This is a genomic window from Bacillus cereus group sp. BcHK124 (assembly GCF_027712065.1).
Taxonomy (GTDB): Bacteria; Bacillota; Bacilli; order Bacillales; family Bacillaceae_G; genus Bacillus_A; species Bacillus_A pacificus.
In genome coordinates this window covers 131920-146417 of the sequence record NZ_JAQFPJ010000001.1, presented here as the reverse complement: position 1 = coordinate 146417, position 14498 = coordinate 131920, and the positions used below count along the sequence as shown (strand labels likewise).

Here is a 14498-nt window from a genome sequence, read left to right as displayed (position 1 = left end):
ATCTCTTTTTTCTTACCCGTTCCTTACAAATTCCTTACGCTGAAAAAAAGCTTGTAGAATCTATTTCTCTACAAGCTAAAACTGCATCTTTGTTAATACAATTGTAAAAATTGTTTTTTCATACGGCTTACTAAAAAGATGTATTTCTCCGTCCATCGCTTCTACAAGCCTTTTCGTAATCGTTAAACCTAGACCGCTTCCTTGGTACAATCTATTTCTGGAATCTTCAAGTGTGTACATACGCTCAAACACTTTATCAATATGAGATTCATCAATTCCTTTTCCTGTATCCCATACATCTATATACACATTCGTTTCATCATCTCTTAACGTCATACCGAGCGTCTTTCCATCATCTCCATATGTAATTGCATTTGATATTAAATTATTCAATACTCTACCTAATACTTCTACATTTCCAAGTGCATATATATTTTTTTCTGGTATATTAATATGAACATGAAAACCTTTCGTCGTCACTAAATCATAAAAAGATAAAATTTTCTCACGGCAAACTTCATTCATATTTACTTTTGTCATCTCGATTGCCTTGTCACCAGATTCTAGTTTTGCTAAATCAAAAAACTTATGAATCAGTTCCATTACTTCTAATGTTTTCACATGCACCTTTTCAAGTAATATTTGTTGTTCTTCTTCGTTTATCGTTTTATCCTTATTTAACATTTCTGTATATCCAAGAATAACTGTTAGTGGTGTTTTCAAGTCATGTGAAATATTTGAAAGCATTTTTCTCATCGAAATTTCTACTTTCGCATGATCAGCATTCGTTTTCTGTTTCGCATCTAACAATTGATTAATTGCCACTAACAACTTTTGCAATTCTAGATCATCTGTCATAACGAGTAACTTCTCGCCTGTTTTTTCATTAACAATACTTTCTAATTTTTCATATGTGTATCGCAAATTTTTGCTATTATTTTTCCTCATTTTATATTGTAGATAAATGACACATAACAATATAAAAATAATACCTATTAACAAATTGACCATATTACATCACGTCCAGCTTGTAACCGATACCCCATAACGTTTTAATGTATTCTGGATTAGATGGATCACTTTCGATTTTCTCACGCAATCTTCTCATATGAACATTAATAACGTTATCGTCACCGTAATACTCTTCGTTCCAAATTAGCGTATATATTTGTGCTTTCGTAAATACACGATTTTGATTCTTTACAAACAGTTTTAAAATCTCAAATTCTTTTAAAGTAAGTTTGAGAGGCTTCCCGTTTTTTTCCACAGTAAAATTAATTGGATCGATTGTTAAATCGCCAATTTGAATCATCTTTTCTGTTGTTTCTGTAGCTGAATATTTCGTAGACCTCCGAATACCCGCTTTTACACGCGCCGCCAATTCAATCATAGAAAACGGCTTACAAATGTAATCATCTGCTCCTAGTCCTAATCCAACAGCTTTATCAACATCTGTATCTTTTGCCGACATCATTAAAATCGGTACTGCACTTTTTTCTCGAATGATTCGTACAACCTCTAAGCCATCTAACTTTGGCATCATAATGTCGAGGATAATCAAATCAAATGAACCTTGTAAATATGTGTTCACGCCTTCCTCTCCATCAGACGCGATTGTAACTTGAAAGCCCTCTTTTATTAAATACTTCTGCACCATCTCTTGAATTGAAATATCATCTTCCACTAATAAAATATGATGTGACATATATCTATCCCCTTTTTTACAAACATTAACATTTTAATTGTATCGTAACTACTACAGACTGGAAACAATTATATGAATTTTCAAACCAACTTCCCTTCCTTCCATAACAATGATATGATGAAATTTACTACGATAGTTCATAATTAACTTTATATAAAGGAGACTTATCATGTCAGAAAACAAAAAAGTAAGCTTAGCTGATTTAATGCGTGAACAACTTGCAAAGAAAAAGCAAGGTAACGGTAATGGTCAAAATACAAAAAACCAAAGCCAAGAAACAAAAAAACTACAAAACCAACAAACAAAGAAAACAAACAACCAACGTAGACGTACAGGTGTATAAATGAACGGACAAAAACGTTCTAATATCGTACCCGGCCTTGAAGTTGATATTGTATTAAAACAAAATCAACGAACTGGCAAATTAACACGTGGCATTGTAAAAGATATTTTAACGAACTCCCCTTCTCATCCGCATGGCATTAAAGTGCGCTTGCAGGACGGGCAAGTCGGCAGAGTACAAAATATCGTTCAATAAGAAAAGGAGCTCAACTAAACTCGAGCTCCTTTTTCTTTATTACCCTTTAATTTTCTCAATGAAAACTACTTTTAAATAGTCTCCTTCTTTAAATTGATCGATTGTACGGAAATCTTCTGGTAAAGAATGTTCTTCTAATATTTTATATTTGCCATTCATTTCTTTAAATGCTGTATCGATAAAGCCTTTAAACTTTTTCATATCGAATGCGCTACAATTTGTTGAAGCAACGATAATCCCGTTATTTTCTGTAATGGCAATTGTTTCTTTTAATAAGTTTTTATAATCTTTCGCTGCACTAAATGTATATTTTTTTGAACGCGCAAAGCTTGGAGGGTCAAGTACGACCATATCAAATTTCATTTTTTTCTTCGCTGCATATTTGAAGTAAAGAAATACATCTTCTACAATGATATCTTGCGCTTCATAATCAACTTCATTTACACTAAACTGCTCAATCGTTTTACTTAAACTACGATTTGCAAGGTCGACACTCGTCGTTTTGCTCGCTCCACCAAGCGCTGCAAATACAGAAAAGGCACCTGTATAAGAGAACATATTTAACACTGTTCTTCCCTTCGCATACTTATCACGAATTTGTTTTCGCACGTTACGCTGATCTAAAAATACCCCAACCATCGCTCCGTCATTTAAATAAACAGCAAAGTTCACACCATTCTCTTTTACGATAAGCGGGAACTCACCGCGCTCTCCTGCTACAAAATCATCGCCTTCAATGTATTTTCCTTTCGTATCAAAACGCTTCTTCTCATAAATACCTTTAAAATTTGCTACTTTTTGAAGAGCTGCTATAATCTCATCTCTGAAAGTATAAATCCCTTCGCTATACCAACTTACTACATAATAGCCGTCATAATAATCGATGATTAAGCCTCCAAGCCCATCACCCTCACCGTTTAGGGCGCGGAATGCTGTCGTATCACTTGATTTGTAAAATTGCTTTCGTTTATGTAAGGCAGATTTTATTTTACTTTCAAAGAAAGATTGATTAATTTGTTCACTCTCTTTTCTCGTTAAAATCCAGCCGTATCCTTTATTTTGTTTTCCATAATAACCTTTTCCGACAAAGTGGTTCTTCTCATCTACCACTTTAATGATTGTTCCTTCTTCCTGAACATCATTTAAATTTTGAATCGCATCTTTTAAAATAAGCGGATATCCACTTTTAATTTCTTTTATAAATTTCGGTTTTATTTTTACAGTTACTTCTGATCGCATATAAAAACTTCCTTTCCATTTGCATGCTTTCTCTATAGGAAGCATTTGAAAAACGAGACTGAAAAAACAGCCTCGTTTCACTATACCATATTATTGCTTTGCTAGTACAACTCACTCATTCTCTCGCTTAACCGCCACCTATTTACTACATTTTGAAATGGAAATCTTACTGTCCAACATAATAGAAAAAATACTTATATATTTCATATTTACCATTGACAATGATAATGATTTTCATTATCATTTAATGTATATGAGTTCTCGAAAATAAAGTCTACAACTTATAGGAGGAATAAACATGATTATTGTTACAAATACAGCTAAAATCACAAAGGGAAATGGACATAAATTAATTGATCGTTTTAATAAAGTAGGTCAAGTCGAAACAATGCCAGGATTTTTAGGATTAGAAGTTCTTCTAACGCAAAATACAGTTGATTATGACGAGGTAACAATTAGCACGCGCTGGAATGCAAAAGAAGATTTCCAAGGTTGGACAAAGAGCCCAGCATTTAAAGCAGCTCACTCACATCAAGGCGGAATGCCAGATTATATTCTCGATAATAAAATCTCTTACTATGATGTGAAAGTTGTACGTATGCCTATGGCTGCAGCACAGTAAAAACTGTTTTTTAAAAGTATAGAATATGAGAAGCGTTACCACTTCTCATATTCTATACTTTTTTATTTACTGTCTTTTTACTAGTTTCGCATGTACGACTAATCTTCCTGCTTCTGGATCAAGTGCATAGTCACATGTAGAAAGTGTTATAATTTCATCATTAGCCGTCAATTTCGTATCCGTTTTGTAAAGGGATTTATCTTGAATTTGCTTTAAGAACGCTGTATACGCTGCATCGCTTTCAAAATCCGTTTCAATGTAATAAAAGTCCGTCGTTGTCGTATATACTGAAAAAACTTCAACGTCGTATCCTTCAAATAATGTATCGTAATACAATTTACGATGGGACATGAAGAAATCTTCATCCAACATCTTTTTTAAACTTCCAAACATAGAACCGTCCTTCATACGATGACCATATAAAATAGTATTTCGGTTTTGAGATTTCACATCATTACGATAATCCATAAAAATACTTCCCGCTCTCATATCCTCGCCTTTATAATTACGAAATAAATAGTAATCATTATCCTTCGCTTGAACGATTGGATAATTGATTTGTGTATCATCCATCGTAATCCATCCCACTATTTCTGGATTAATTTTTTGGAGAGCTTGAAACTGTTTACGTACTTCCCCATCTTCTGATTTTTCTTCCATTGGACTTCTCTTATAAATATGTTGCGCTTCAGCCATTACTTTACGATTTTCATAATAATCCATGAAAATCCCACCCAATTCATACATTGAATAGAAAAAGATTCCTAAAAATACAATTGTAAGTATTCGTTGAAAAAAAGAATTCTTTTTCCGTTCTTTCTTACTATTCAAATTATCACCTCAAAACGGATTATGCCCAGCCTTTAAATTCCCATTGGTACCATGTATAACCCTGTATCTTCGTCTTGTTTCACAACGACATCTACACCATATATTGCTTTAACCATTTCTTCTGTTATTACCTCATTAGGATTACCTTTCGTAACAATTTCCCCATCTTTCATAACGATAATATGATCACTATAACGAATGGCTTGATTAATATCATGTAGTACCATCACAATCGTTAATCCATACACTTCATTTAATTCTTTCACTAACTCTAATATTTCTAGCTGATAATAAATATCTAAATATGTTGTCGGTTCATCTAAGAAAAGCATTGGTGTACTTTGAGCTAATGTCATCGCAATCCAAACTCGCTGTCTCTCTCCGCCCGATAAAGCATGAATTGGCTTTTCACGCTTACTTTGCAAATTCGTACATGTTAGTGCACGCTCAATTGCTTCTCTATCTTCATTAGTTTGCGAAGAAAAAATATTTTTATATGGCATACGTCCAAAGCTTATTAGTTTTTCCACTGTAATATCTGCTGGCGCCTCATTTTGTTGATGGACAACAGCTAATTTTCTAGCAAACTCTTTCGGTTTATACTCACTAATCGCCTTTCCATCAAGTATTACTTCCCCACTATTAGGAGCATGATTTCTAGACATAACACCAAGTAATGTTGATTTCCCGCAACCATTCGGACCAATGATTGTTGTAATTTTCCCAATTTCTATTTCACTACTAACAGACTTTAAACGATTTGTTACATTATCGTATGAAAAGGTTACATTTTTAATTTCCATGAACTTTATCACTCTTTCTAAGCAAGAATATTAAGAATGGGCCACCAATAACTGCCATAATCGTCGCCGCTGGAATTTCGTTAGGTGGCACAATTAACCTTCCAATCGTATCCGCCGTCAAAATTAATAACGCTCCTGCAAGTGCAGAAAATGGAATCAACACTTTATGGTCTGAACCAACTAGTTGTCTCGAAATGTGCGGAACAAGTAATCCTACAAAAGCAATAACACCTGCAATCGCTGTTGATACTGCCGCTAAAAGTACTGCAATAGCAGAGATAATAAGACGAACTCTCGTCACGTGCAAGCCTAAGTTTTTCGCAGTCTTATCTTGTAGTGATAATAAGTTACACCAAGCTCCTACAAACAGAGCAAGAATAAGACCAATTGTTCCATACGTAACCATTATTTCTACATCACCCCACGTCTTCATCGTTATATTAGAAGTCGTCGTTTGCTTAATACTCTTTATGAAATATCCACAAATCGTAATGAACGATTCATTTAATCCAGTGAACATCGCATTAATAGCTATACCAACTAAAATAATGCGAAGTGGACTTAACCCTGACTTCCATGAAAAGGCATAAACGAGATAACATGCAAATGCACCACCTAAAAAGGCAAATACTGGTGTCCAGAAAAAGAATTGCGGGAATAACGTAATAATAACAAGTGTCATAAAACTTGCTCCTGAAGATATACCGATCACTCCAGCATCAGCGAGTGGATTTTTCATAACAGCTTGAAAAAGCACACCTGAAACTGCAAGAGCCGCCCCAGTGAACAGCGCAATAATAATACGCGGGAAACGTAAATCTTTAATCACTTCCACATCTTCATTAGCCCCTGTAAATATTCCTTGTACAAGGTCTACTATCCCTATTTCTAAACTCCCTTTCATTGCTGACAATGATGTCATAACAATAAGTAATACAGTAACAATGAAGAAACTCCAAGTTTTTTTATTCATTCCACTCTTCCTTTATATGAAAATGCATCACGGATACATCATTTTCTTCAATTCATCTAACGCTTCCATTGCCTCTAAATTTCCCGTCGTTCCAAATAAACGCTCTTCTAAATCGTAAACACGGTTATTCTTAACTGCAGCGAAGTGTTTCCAAATATCATTTGTTTTAAATTCTTTATCAAACATTTTTACAACTTCATCAGGCATACCATGTGCTGCTCGTAAAATAATATCTGGATCAGCTTTCTTTAAATACTCTGTATTAGAGGCTAAATACTCTACTTTCTCACCTTGTACAATGTTTTTACCACCTAATTGTTTCACCAAATCTCCAATATAGGAATGCTCAGTTGCTACTAAATAGCTCCCTGGTACACCTAATAAAATAAGCACTGTCGGTTCTTTCTTTCCTTTTACTTCTTTTTGAATGCTAGCAACCTTTTTATCTAACTTCGTTACAACTGCTTCAGCCTGCTTTTCGCGTCCATATTGCTTACCTAAATTACTAATGGAATTTTGCATATTTTTTAAACTAGTTAAGTCCACAAAATTTGCTTTCATACCTACACCGTCAAACACCGGCTTTAATTCATATTCAAGTGTTGTCACGGATAATACTTCTGACGGCTTTAACGACTTTACTTTTTCCATATCAGGGCTCATCGGATTCCCGACTTCAGCTAAACCTTTATATCTTTTTGGTAAATCTTTCGTACTCGTTGGCACACCAACTAAATCTACTTCTAACGCATCCATAATTTCAGTAACAGCGACGGTCGTTGCAACAACCCTCTCTTTATTTTCACTCTTTGCCGGCTTCGCTGTTTCTTTTTTTTGTGGGGAGCAACCAGCTATACTCACTAATAAAATGATAGCCATTAGTACACTTGCAATTTTCTTCACTCTTAATCACCACTCCTTTCCAAACAATATGAAACAAGTCTTGATGCGCCCGAAAACGCATCAAGACTCCCAAAATTACAATCTACCAGCTCTATATTTACGAACTAGTAAAGCGAGTGACCCAAGCAGTAGCACCATGTATAAACCAAGCTGTGCTGTATCTGCAGTTTTTGAGTTTTTCTCTTTTTTCGCATCATTATTTGTAGCTTCGTTTTTCTTTTTACCATCTGCATTTCGGTTAAAATCAGGAGTTCCTACTGTTTTTACATTATCTACTTTCGGTGTAGTTACTGGATTTTTCGGATCATTCTTCGGATCTTTTTTTGGATCCTCTTTAATCGTTCCTAACGCACCAATATTATTTGTATCAAATTGGATTTGTACATCGTAGAAATGATGGTAGTTCATTTCGTTAATATCTACTTTTACTTTTGCATTTAATTTTGCAAATAAATCACTTACTTCAAATTGCACTACTCTCGTATTTGCATTTTTATCTTCGCTCACTATTTTCGCATCAGCAAATAGACCATTGTTTTCTGTTTGGAATTTCGTAATCCACGCACTATTTTTCAGCGTCATCTCAATGTACTTTTTACCATCTTTAACGATTAATTTTGCTGGATGCACAGTATAGTCATGCATCTTTGAAAGTTCATTTGTTTTGTCTTTTAACACTTTAAATGGAATATCGTATTGACCATCTACTAAATTTTTCGGATCAACGATTACTTTCGGCTTATTATCTCCTTCTTGGTTATTGTTTCCACCTTGGTTTTCATTTCCACCTTGGCTATTGTTTCCGCCCTGGTTGTCATTTCCACCTTGGCTATCGTTTCCGCCCTGGTTGTCATTTCCACCTTGGTTGTTGTTTCCATCTTCGTTACCTGAAACTTTAATACTATTTTGATCAAACACAAATTGAACATCGTAGAAATGGTGATAATTCATCGCATCAATATCTACTTTTACTTTTGCATTTAATTTTTTTGATAAATCATCTACTTCTATTTCTACTACCTTTGTGTTTTTTTCTTTGTTCTCACTTAACGCTTTCGCGTCAACGAAAGAACCATTTTTTTCATACTCAAACTTTGTAATCCACGCACTATTCGTTAATGTAAACGATACATACTTCTTACCATCTTTTACTTTTAATACACCTGGACTCTTTGTATATGTGTTCATGATTGAAATTTCTTCTGTTTGATCTTTTAAAACTTTAAAACCAATGCTATATTCACCATCTTTAAGAGCTTTTGGATCAATGGTTGTGTTATTGCCTTGGTTATTGTTTCCACCTTGGTTTTCGTTTCCGCCTTCGTTGTTGTTTCCGCCTTGGTTATTGTTTCCGCCTTGGTTTTCGTTTCCGCCTTCGTTGTTGTTTCCACCTTCGTTGTTGTTCCCACCTTGGTTATTGTTTCCACCTTCGTTGTTGTTTCCACCTTGGTTTTCGTTTCCGCCTTCGTTGTTGTTTCCGCCTTCGTTGTTGTTCCCACCTTGGTTATTGTTTCCGCCTTCGTTGTTGTTTCCACCTTGGTTTTCGTTTCCACCTTCGTTGTTGTTTCCACCTTGGTTTTCGTTTCCACCTTCGTTGTTGTTTCCACCTTGGTTTTCGTTTCCGCCTTCGTTGTTGTTTCCACCTTGGTTATTGTTTCCACCTTGGTTTTCTACTGGCTGAATGCTATCTTTATCAAATGCAAATTGGATATTGTAGAAATGATGGTAATTCATTGAATCGATATCTACTTTCACTTTTGCATTTAACTTCTTAGATAAATCGTTTACTTCTACTTCCACTACGCGTGTATCAGCCTTTTTATCTTCACTTAATACACTTGCATCAATAAACGAACCATTTTTCTCAAATTCAAACTTTGTAATCCATGCACTATTCGTTAATGTGAATGATACATATTTTTTACCGTTTTTTACCTTTAACACGCCTGGACTCTTTGTATACGTATTCATCATTGAAATTTCTTCTGTTTGATCTTTTAAAGCTTTGAAATCGATGCTGTATTCACCATCTTTTATTGTGTCAGCATCTGGATTCTTGTTTCCATCTGGTTTTTCTACTTCTGGCTTTTTATCTTCATCCGGTTGCTTTTCTTCGTTCTTAATTGGCTCAAGTTTTTCTTGATCAAATGAAAGCTGTACCTCATGCGTTTGTTTATAATTTCTTGATGCCATTTCAATAAAAACTTTTGCATTTAGTTTTTTAGATACATCGTCTACTTCAAATTCTACGACTCTTGTATCTTTTTCTTTAACTTCACTCACTACTTTTGCATCAATAAATGCACCATTTTTTTCCGTTTGGAAATTTTTAATTAATGAGCTACTTTTTAGTGTTACAAATGCTTTTTTCTTACCGTTTTCTACTTTTAATACTCCTGGATTTACCATGTAAGTATTCATTCTAGATTCTTCATCTGTCTTATCTTTTAACACTTTAAATGGAATACTGTACTCTCCATCTGCAATTGTGTTAGAATTTGGTTGTTGATCTGGGTCAGGCTTTTGGTCGGGCTTCTGACCTGGATCCGTAGTTTCCTTTGGATCTGGCTTATTAGCTGGGTCCTCTTTTTCATCTGGTTTTTCTACATGAATTGGTGTAATGCTATTTTGATCAAATGCAATACGAACATCATATTCATGATGATAGTTCAGAAAATCAATATCTACTTTTACTTTCGCTTTTAATATCTTCTCTACATCTTCCACATCGAATTCTACTACTCTTGTATCTTTTTCTTTATCTTCACTAATTACATTTGTCTCAACAAGTTGACCTGCTTTGTCTGTTTCAAATTTCGTAATCCATGAACTATTTTTTAATGTAAAGGACACTTTCTTTTTCCCATCCTTCACTTTTAAAGTTCCTGGACTTACAGAGTATTCATTCATCATGGATACTTCATCCGATGCGTCTTTAAGAACTTTAAAACCGATTGAGTATTCACCGTCAGCTAATTGAGTAGCTGCTTGAACTGCAAGTGGTTGTAGTGTCGATACGAATGTAAATATCATTAAAAACATAGCAACAACGATCTTAAGATACCTGTTCAATGAAATAACGCTCCTTTTTATTTATTTACTAAACTTCACGTTACGAATTAAGAAAACACCTGAAATAAGAATTAACACCGCAAATAATCCGATACGTGCTTCATCTCCTGTTTTAGGATTATCTGTTTTTTCAGCTTTACCATTTTCATTTTTTGTATCTTTATTTGTTTCTTTGTTCGCTTCTTTGACTTGTGTACCTGTTTTCGTTTGATCATTGTTTTTTGTTGTAGCAGCCGCGCCGTTTTCTCCACCTACCGCTTTTACATTTGCATCAAATGCAAAGCGAATTGTGTAGTTATGGTCATAATTTACGTTTGGTACAACAACATGAATTTTTGCAGCTGCTGGTTTAGATAAATCATCTATTTTAAACTCTACTGTTCTTTTATCTGCCGATTCATCTTTACTAACAACTTTTGCATCAACAAAATTCCCGTTCTCAGGTGCTTTAAATTCTGTAATCCAAGCACTATGATTCATCGGGATTTGCACTCTCATCTCACCATTTTTCACAACTAGCTTAGCTGGTTTTTCAAAATAATCATTTGCCATTGAAGCTGAATCATTTTCCGCTTTTTGAATGACATAGTTAATATCGTAAGTACCGTCAGCTAGTTGTGCTGCAACTTTCCCATATGGCATGACAAGAAAAGCTAGCATACATACGAACGTTATAATAAAAGCGGGTAATACAGAAATCTTTCTCATTTAGCTTACTTCCTCCTTGTTTATCTTTCATCCATACTTTTTGAAAATGATAATTATTCTCATTATATTAGAAAAAAATAATAATCTTCTATCCTTATTTAATTGTAATTTGTTTATGTAATACAGATATTATTGATTATCATTCTCAATTCATGTTAAAAATAATATCCCTCTCTATTCTTTATAAAGAGCGATTCTTATTTTAACATAAGTCCCTATTTATTTCGTTGATTATCATTCTCAATGAATCTCAAAAAAAATAAAACTATCCATTTTCCTACTTGATCACCTCTATCTACAAAAATAATATTGTTATAGAAAACTTTATACCTTTCACTCCTCACTTTCCTTCCAATATTTCCACAACTAAGTCAATCTTAGCCTACTCATAATTTTTTTGTCAACTATATTACGTATAAAATTTTAAATATCTAAATTTCTCTATATATGGCTTTCCCTACAAAAAAAGAAGCTTTCTTTCATAGAAAGCCTCTTTTCTCTATTTTTCTACAGCAACTTCTTGCTTTTGAAACAAAGAAATAATATATCCAATTACAATACCTACTAGAGCAGGAACGAACCAACCAATCCCTACACTATATAATGGAATTTTATTTAAAATTGGTGTTAATGCTGCAATCTCAAGATTTGCATTGTGTAACCCATCAAAGAAACTAATCATGAATGCTCCTACAATACCACCTACATACATGACTAAAGGAAGACGAATATAGTTTTCAACAAGTGATAATACAATAAGCACGATACCAATTGGGTAAATTGCAATTAAAATCGGTAATGCTAATGCATTTAACTGAGTTAATCCAAGATTCGCTACCATAAATGCTAATACGCAGAAAATGAAAACAACCTTTTGATAAGAAAGTTTTGGTAATAAAGAAGAGAAATATTCTCCGCAAGCTGCAACAATACCTACAGAAGTTGTTAAACATGCTGCTGTAATTGCGATTCCTAATAATAGAGTTCCGTAACTACCGAATAAATGATTTACAACGTTTGTTAAAATAATCCCTCCGTTTGCTCCCATTCCAAGAGAAACACTAGAAGCTCCGAGATAAGCAAGCGCCAAGTAAACTAGTAGTAAACCAAGTGCCGCAATAAATCCTGCAAAAATTGTTACTTTTGCAATGCTATTTTTATTTGTAATACCTTTTTCTTTTAACGCATGAATTACAACATTTCCGAATACAAGTGCTGCAAGTCCATCTAAAGTTAAATATCCGTCAATAAAACCTTTAAATAGCGGAGCACTATATGCTTCTGTTGGTGCACCAAATTCACCCATTGGTGTAATAAGTGCTTTCACTACAATAATTGCAATAACAGCTAATAAAATCGGAGTTAATACTTTACCGATGCGGCCCACTAATTTTGATGGGTTTAAAGCTAAATAGAAAGTGACAGCAAAGAAAATAAATGTAAAGATAACAAGTGGATACGATTGACCAGCTATTTCACTTGATAAAAACGGTGCAACACTCATTTCATAAGCAACAGTTCCTGTACGCGGCACACTTACGAATACGCCTAAACATAAATAAATTGCAGTAATAAAAACTAGTGCGAATATAGGGTGTACACGCCCTGCTAGCTCATTAATATCTCCCTTTAAAGCTATAACGATAACTCCTAATAAAGGCAATCCAACGCCTGTTACGACAAAACCAAATAGTGCGATCCATACATCTGTTCCAGCGCCTTGTCCTAATGCTGGTGGAAAAATCATATTACCCGCACCGAAAAATAGTGCAAATAACATTAAACTTATTGCAAACATCTCAGAAAACTTTAAAGATGATTTCATTTCTACTAACCTCCTACATAATAATTATAAATTAACAAAATATTCTGAATCAAAATCCGTCACATATCCTCTTTCAAGCATACTTCCCCGTAAAAGAACGCAAAAAACACCCGTCCCTAACAAAGGGACGAGTGTTGAAATCGTGGTTCCACCCTTATTCTAATAAAATGAATTTATAACGAAATAAGCTCATTTTATAGCTCGTGTAAATTGATAACGGTTTTATCCGCCAAGAATTACAATGCATCATGCAGTTCACTCTTGAAGTTTAGAGGTGGTAAGTCTGTCTTTTCGTATTAGGAAGCTCACAGCCTAAGGCTTCCCTCTCTGAGAATCGTAAAAAACAACTCATGTCCTCATCATTACTTTTATAAAATATCTTGTCGAAACTTGTTGTTTTTTATTATATGGGCTATTTTTTAAAAAATCAATAGTTTTATTTTTTCTGACAAAAAAATATAGGGAGAAAATTTTTCCTCCCTATAGCTGCCCTATTAATATTTCTAATTCCCCATCTGTAATGTTTCGCCATTTTCCTACTTCAAGATCGTCTAGCTCTATATTCATAATGCGTTCTCTCTTTAACTTTGTTACAGTAAACCCGAAAGCTCGACTCATTCTACGAATCTGTCTGTTCATTCCTTGCGTTAAAACGATTCGAAATGTAGACTGATCAACCCTCGTCACTTTACACGGCTTCGTCATCCCATCTTTAATCTTTACACCGCTGGACATCTCATCAATAAACCAATCTGTAAAAGGTTTATCGACTGTGACAACATATTCTTTCTCATGCTCATGATCACCGTGTAAAATTTGATTTGCAATCGCACCGTCATTCGTTAATAAAATAAGGCCTTCTGACGCTTTATCTAATCGTCCAACAGGAAAGATACGCTCAGGGTAATTAATATAATCAATAATATTATCCTCAATATGATCAGCTGCTGTACAAGTGATGCCAACTGGTTTATGGAATGCGATATACACCTTTTCTTTCTCTTCTTTTGCAATAACCTGCCCATCAATCGTTACAACATCACCATCACCCACGAGTGCACCGTGCGTACATATTTCACCGTTAATCGCCACGCGTCCAGCTTTAATGAGGCAATCTGTTTCGCGTCTTGAGCAAGATTTTGCTTCGCTTATGTATTGGTTGATTTTCATAGCTTATTCCTTTTCATATATATTAAAAGCGTCAATCTATGGCAATATCATTATGCCACGATTGACGCTCGTTTACTTCGCAAAAACAACTAAATAAATAACCCCAATC

14 protein-coding genes and 1 other annotated feature are annotated in these 14498 nt (G+C 34.4%); of the genes, 3 read left to right on the top strand and 11 right to left on the bottom strand.

Annotated features, from left to right (window positions below; translation table 11 throughout):
* Positions 1-75: 75 nt before the first annotated feature.
* Positions 76-1011 (bottom strand): HAMP domain-containing histidine kinase, encoded by a 936-nt coding sequence (locus PDK19_RS00810; protein WP_014893492.1) that lies wholly within the window; start codon positions 1009-1011, stop codon positions 76-78.
* A gap of 1 nt (position 1012) precedes the next feature.
* Entirely contained in the window at positions 1013-1705 is a 693-nt protein-coding gene (locus tag PDK19_RS00805) for a response regulator transcription factor (RefSeq protein ID WP_000018053.1), read from the bottom strand.
* Positions 1706-1874: 169 nt separating this feature from the next.
* Between PDK19_RS00805 and PDK19_RS00800 the strand changes: the two genes are divergently transcribed.
* Both PDK19_RS00800 and PDK19_RS00795 read left to right on the top strand, forming a co-directional pair.
* Entirely contained in the window at positions 1875-2048 is a 174-nt protein-coding gene (locus tag PDK19_RS00800; protein WP_001293581.1) for a hypothetical protein, read from the top strand.
* Positions 2049-2243 carry a YwbE family protein gene (locus tag PDK19_RS00795; protein ID WP_001014318.1) on the top strand — a complete coding sequence of 65 codons (195 nt, stop codon included), beginning with the start codon at positions 2049-2051 and terminating at the stop codon, positions 2241-2243.
* Positions 2244-2282: 39 nt separating this feature from the next.
* On the opposite strand, the gene PDK19_RS00790 is transcribed toward PDK19_RS00795, so the two are convergent.
* The gene (locus tag PDK19_RS00790) at positions 2283-3482 is read right to left on the bottom strand and encodes a class I SAM-dependent rRNA methyltransferase (RefSeq protein ID WP_001255958.1); all 1200 of its coding nucleotides are present in this window, start codon (positions 3480-3482) and stop codon (positions 2283-2285) included.
* 298 nt (positions 3483-3780) lie between these two features.
* On the opposite strand from PDK19_RS00790, the gene isdG reads away from it, so the two are divergent.
* Positions 3781-4104, top strand: coding sequence for a heme oxygenase (gene isdG, locus PDK19_RS00785; protein WP_000587815.1), 324 nt, complete (start codon positions 3781-3783; stop codon positions 4102-4104).
* Between the two features lie 66 nt (positions 4105-4170).
* On the opposite strand, the gene srtB is transcribed toward isdG, so the two are convergent.
* From srtB to PDK19_RS00745, 8 genes are all read right to left on the bottom strand, one after another.
* The gene (gene srtB / locus PDK19_RS00780; RefSeq protein ID WP_001086113.1) at positions 4171-4935 is read right to left on the bottom strand and encodes a class B sortase; all 765 of its coding nucleotides are present in this window, start codon (positions 4933-4935) and stop codon (positions 4171-4173) included.
* A gap of 32 nt (positions 4936-4967) precedes the next feature.
* On the bottom strand, positions 4968-5738 hold the full coding sequence (locus tag PDK19_RS00775) for an ABC transporter ATP-binding protein (protein ID WP_000403751.1): 771 nt from the start codon (positions 5736-5738) through the stop codon (positions 4968-4970).
* Positions 5728-6711 (bottom strand): FecCD family ABC transporter permease, encoded by a 984-nt coding sequence (locus tag PDK19_RS00770; RefSeq protein ID WP_001036817.1) that lies wholly within the window; start codon positions 6709-6711, stop codon positions 5728-5730. The genes PDK19_RS00775 and PDK19_RS00770 overlap by 11 nt, the downstream gene beginning before the upstream one ends.
* A 27-nt stretch (positions 6712-6738) precedes the next feature.
* Positions 6739-7614, bottom strand: coding sequence for a heme ABC transporter substrate-binding protein IsdE (gene isdE / locus PDK19_RS00765; protein WP_074568225.1), 876 nt, complete (start codon positions 7612-7614; stop codon positions 6739-6741).
* Positions 7615-7689: 75 nt separating this feature from the next.
* A complete protein-coding gene (locus PDK19_RS00760; RefSeq protein WP_270706453.1) occupies positions 7690-10686 on the bottom strand; it encodes an NEAT domain-containing protein in 2997 nt (998 codons plus the stop codon).
* A gap of 21 nt (positions 10687-10707) precedes the next feature.
* Entirely contained in the window at positions 10708-11394 is a 687-nt protein-coding gene (gene isdC, locus PDK19_RS00755; RefSeq protein ID WP_001226897.1) for a heme uptake protein IsdC, read from the bottom strand.
* A 499-nt stretch (positions 11395-11893) separates the two neighbouring features.
* Positions 11894-13219, bottom strand: coding sequence for a branched-chain amino acid transport system II carrier protein BrnQ6 (gene brnQ6 / locus PDK19_RS00750; protein ID WP_000842668.1), 1326 nt, complete (start codon positions 13217-13219; stop codon positions 11894-11896).
* A gap of 120 nt (positions 13220-13339) precedes the next feature.
* Positions 13340-13591 (bottom strand) — a binding site (T-box leader).
* A 108-nt stretch (positions 13592-13699) separates the two neighbouring features.
* The gene (locus PDK19_RS00745; RefSeq protein WP_000700717.1) at positions 13700-14389 is read right to left on the bottom strand and encodes a 23S rRNA pseudouridine(2604) synthase RluF; all 690 of its coding nucleotides are present in this window, start codon (positions 14387-14389) and stop codon (positions 13700-13702) included.
* Positions 14390-14498 lie beyond the last annotated feature (109 nt).

Bases quoted from the DNA above. Each gene is read 5' to 3' on its own strand.
- PDK19_RS00810 (WP_014893492.1), bottom strand. From the start codon at position 1,011: ATGGTCAATTTGTTAATAGGTATTATTTTTATATTGTTATGTGTCATT.
- PDK19_RS00805 (WP_000018053.1), bottom strand. From the start codon at position 1,705: ATGTCACATCATATTTTATTAGTGGAAGATGATATTTCAATTCAAGAG.
- PDK19_RS00800 (WP_001293581.1), top strand. From the start codon at position 1,875: ATGTCAGAAAACAAAAAAGTAAGCTTAGCTGATTTAATGCGTGAACAA.
- PDK19_RS00795 (WP_001014318.1), top strand. From the start codon at position 2,049: ATGAACGGACAAAAACGTTCTAATATCGTACCCGGCCTTGAAGTTGAT.
- PDK19_RS00790 (WP_001255958.1), bottom strand. From the start codon at position 3,482: ATGCGATCAGAAGTAACTGTAAAAATAAAACCGAAATTTATAAAAGAA.
- isdG (WP_000587815.1), top strand. From the start codon at position 3,781: ATGATTATTGTTACAAATACAGCTAAAATCACAAAGGGAAATGGACAT.
- PDK19_RS00775 (WP_000403751.1), bottom strand. From the start codon at position 5,738: ATGGAAATTAAAAATGTAACCTTTTCATACGATAATGTAACAAATCGT.
- PDK19_RS00770 (WP_001036817.1), bottom strand. From the start codon at position 6,711: ATGAATAAAAAAACTTGGAGTTTCTTCATTGTTACTGTATTACTTATT.
- isdC (WP_001226897.1), bottom strand. From the start codon at position 11,394: ATGAGAAAGATTTCTGTATTACCCGCTTTTATTATAACGTTCGTATGT.
- brnQ6 (WP_000842668.1), bottom strand. From the start codon at position 13,219: ATGAAATCATCTTTAAAGTTTTCTGAGATGTTTGCAATAAGTTTAATG.
- PDK19_RS00745 (WP_000700717.1), bottom strand. From the start codon at position 14,389: ATGAAAATCAACCAATACATAAGCGAAGCAAAATCTTGCTCAAGACGC.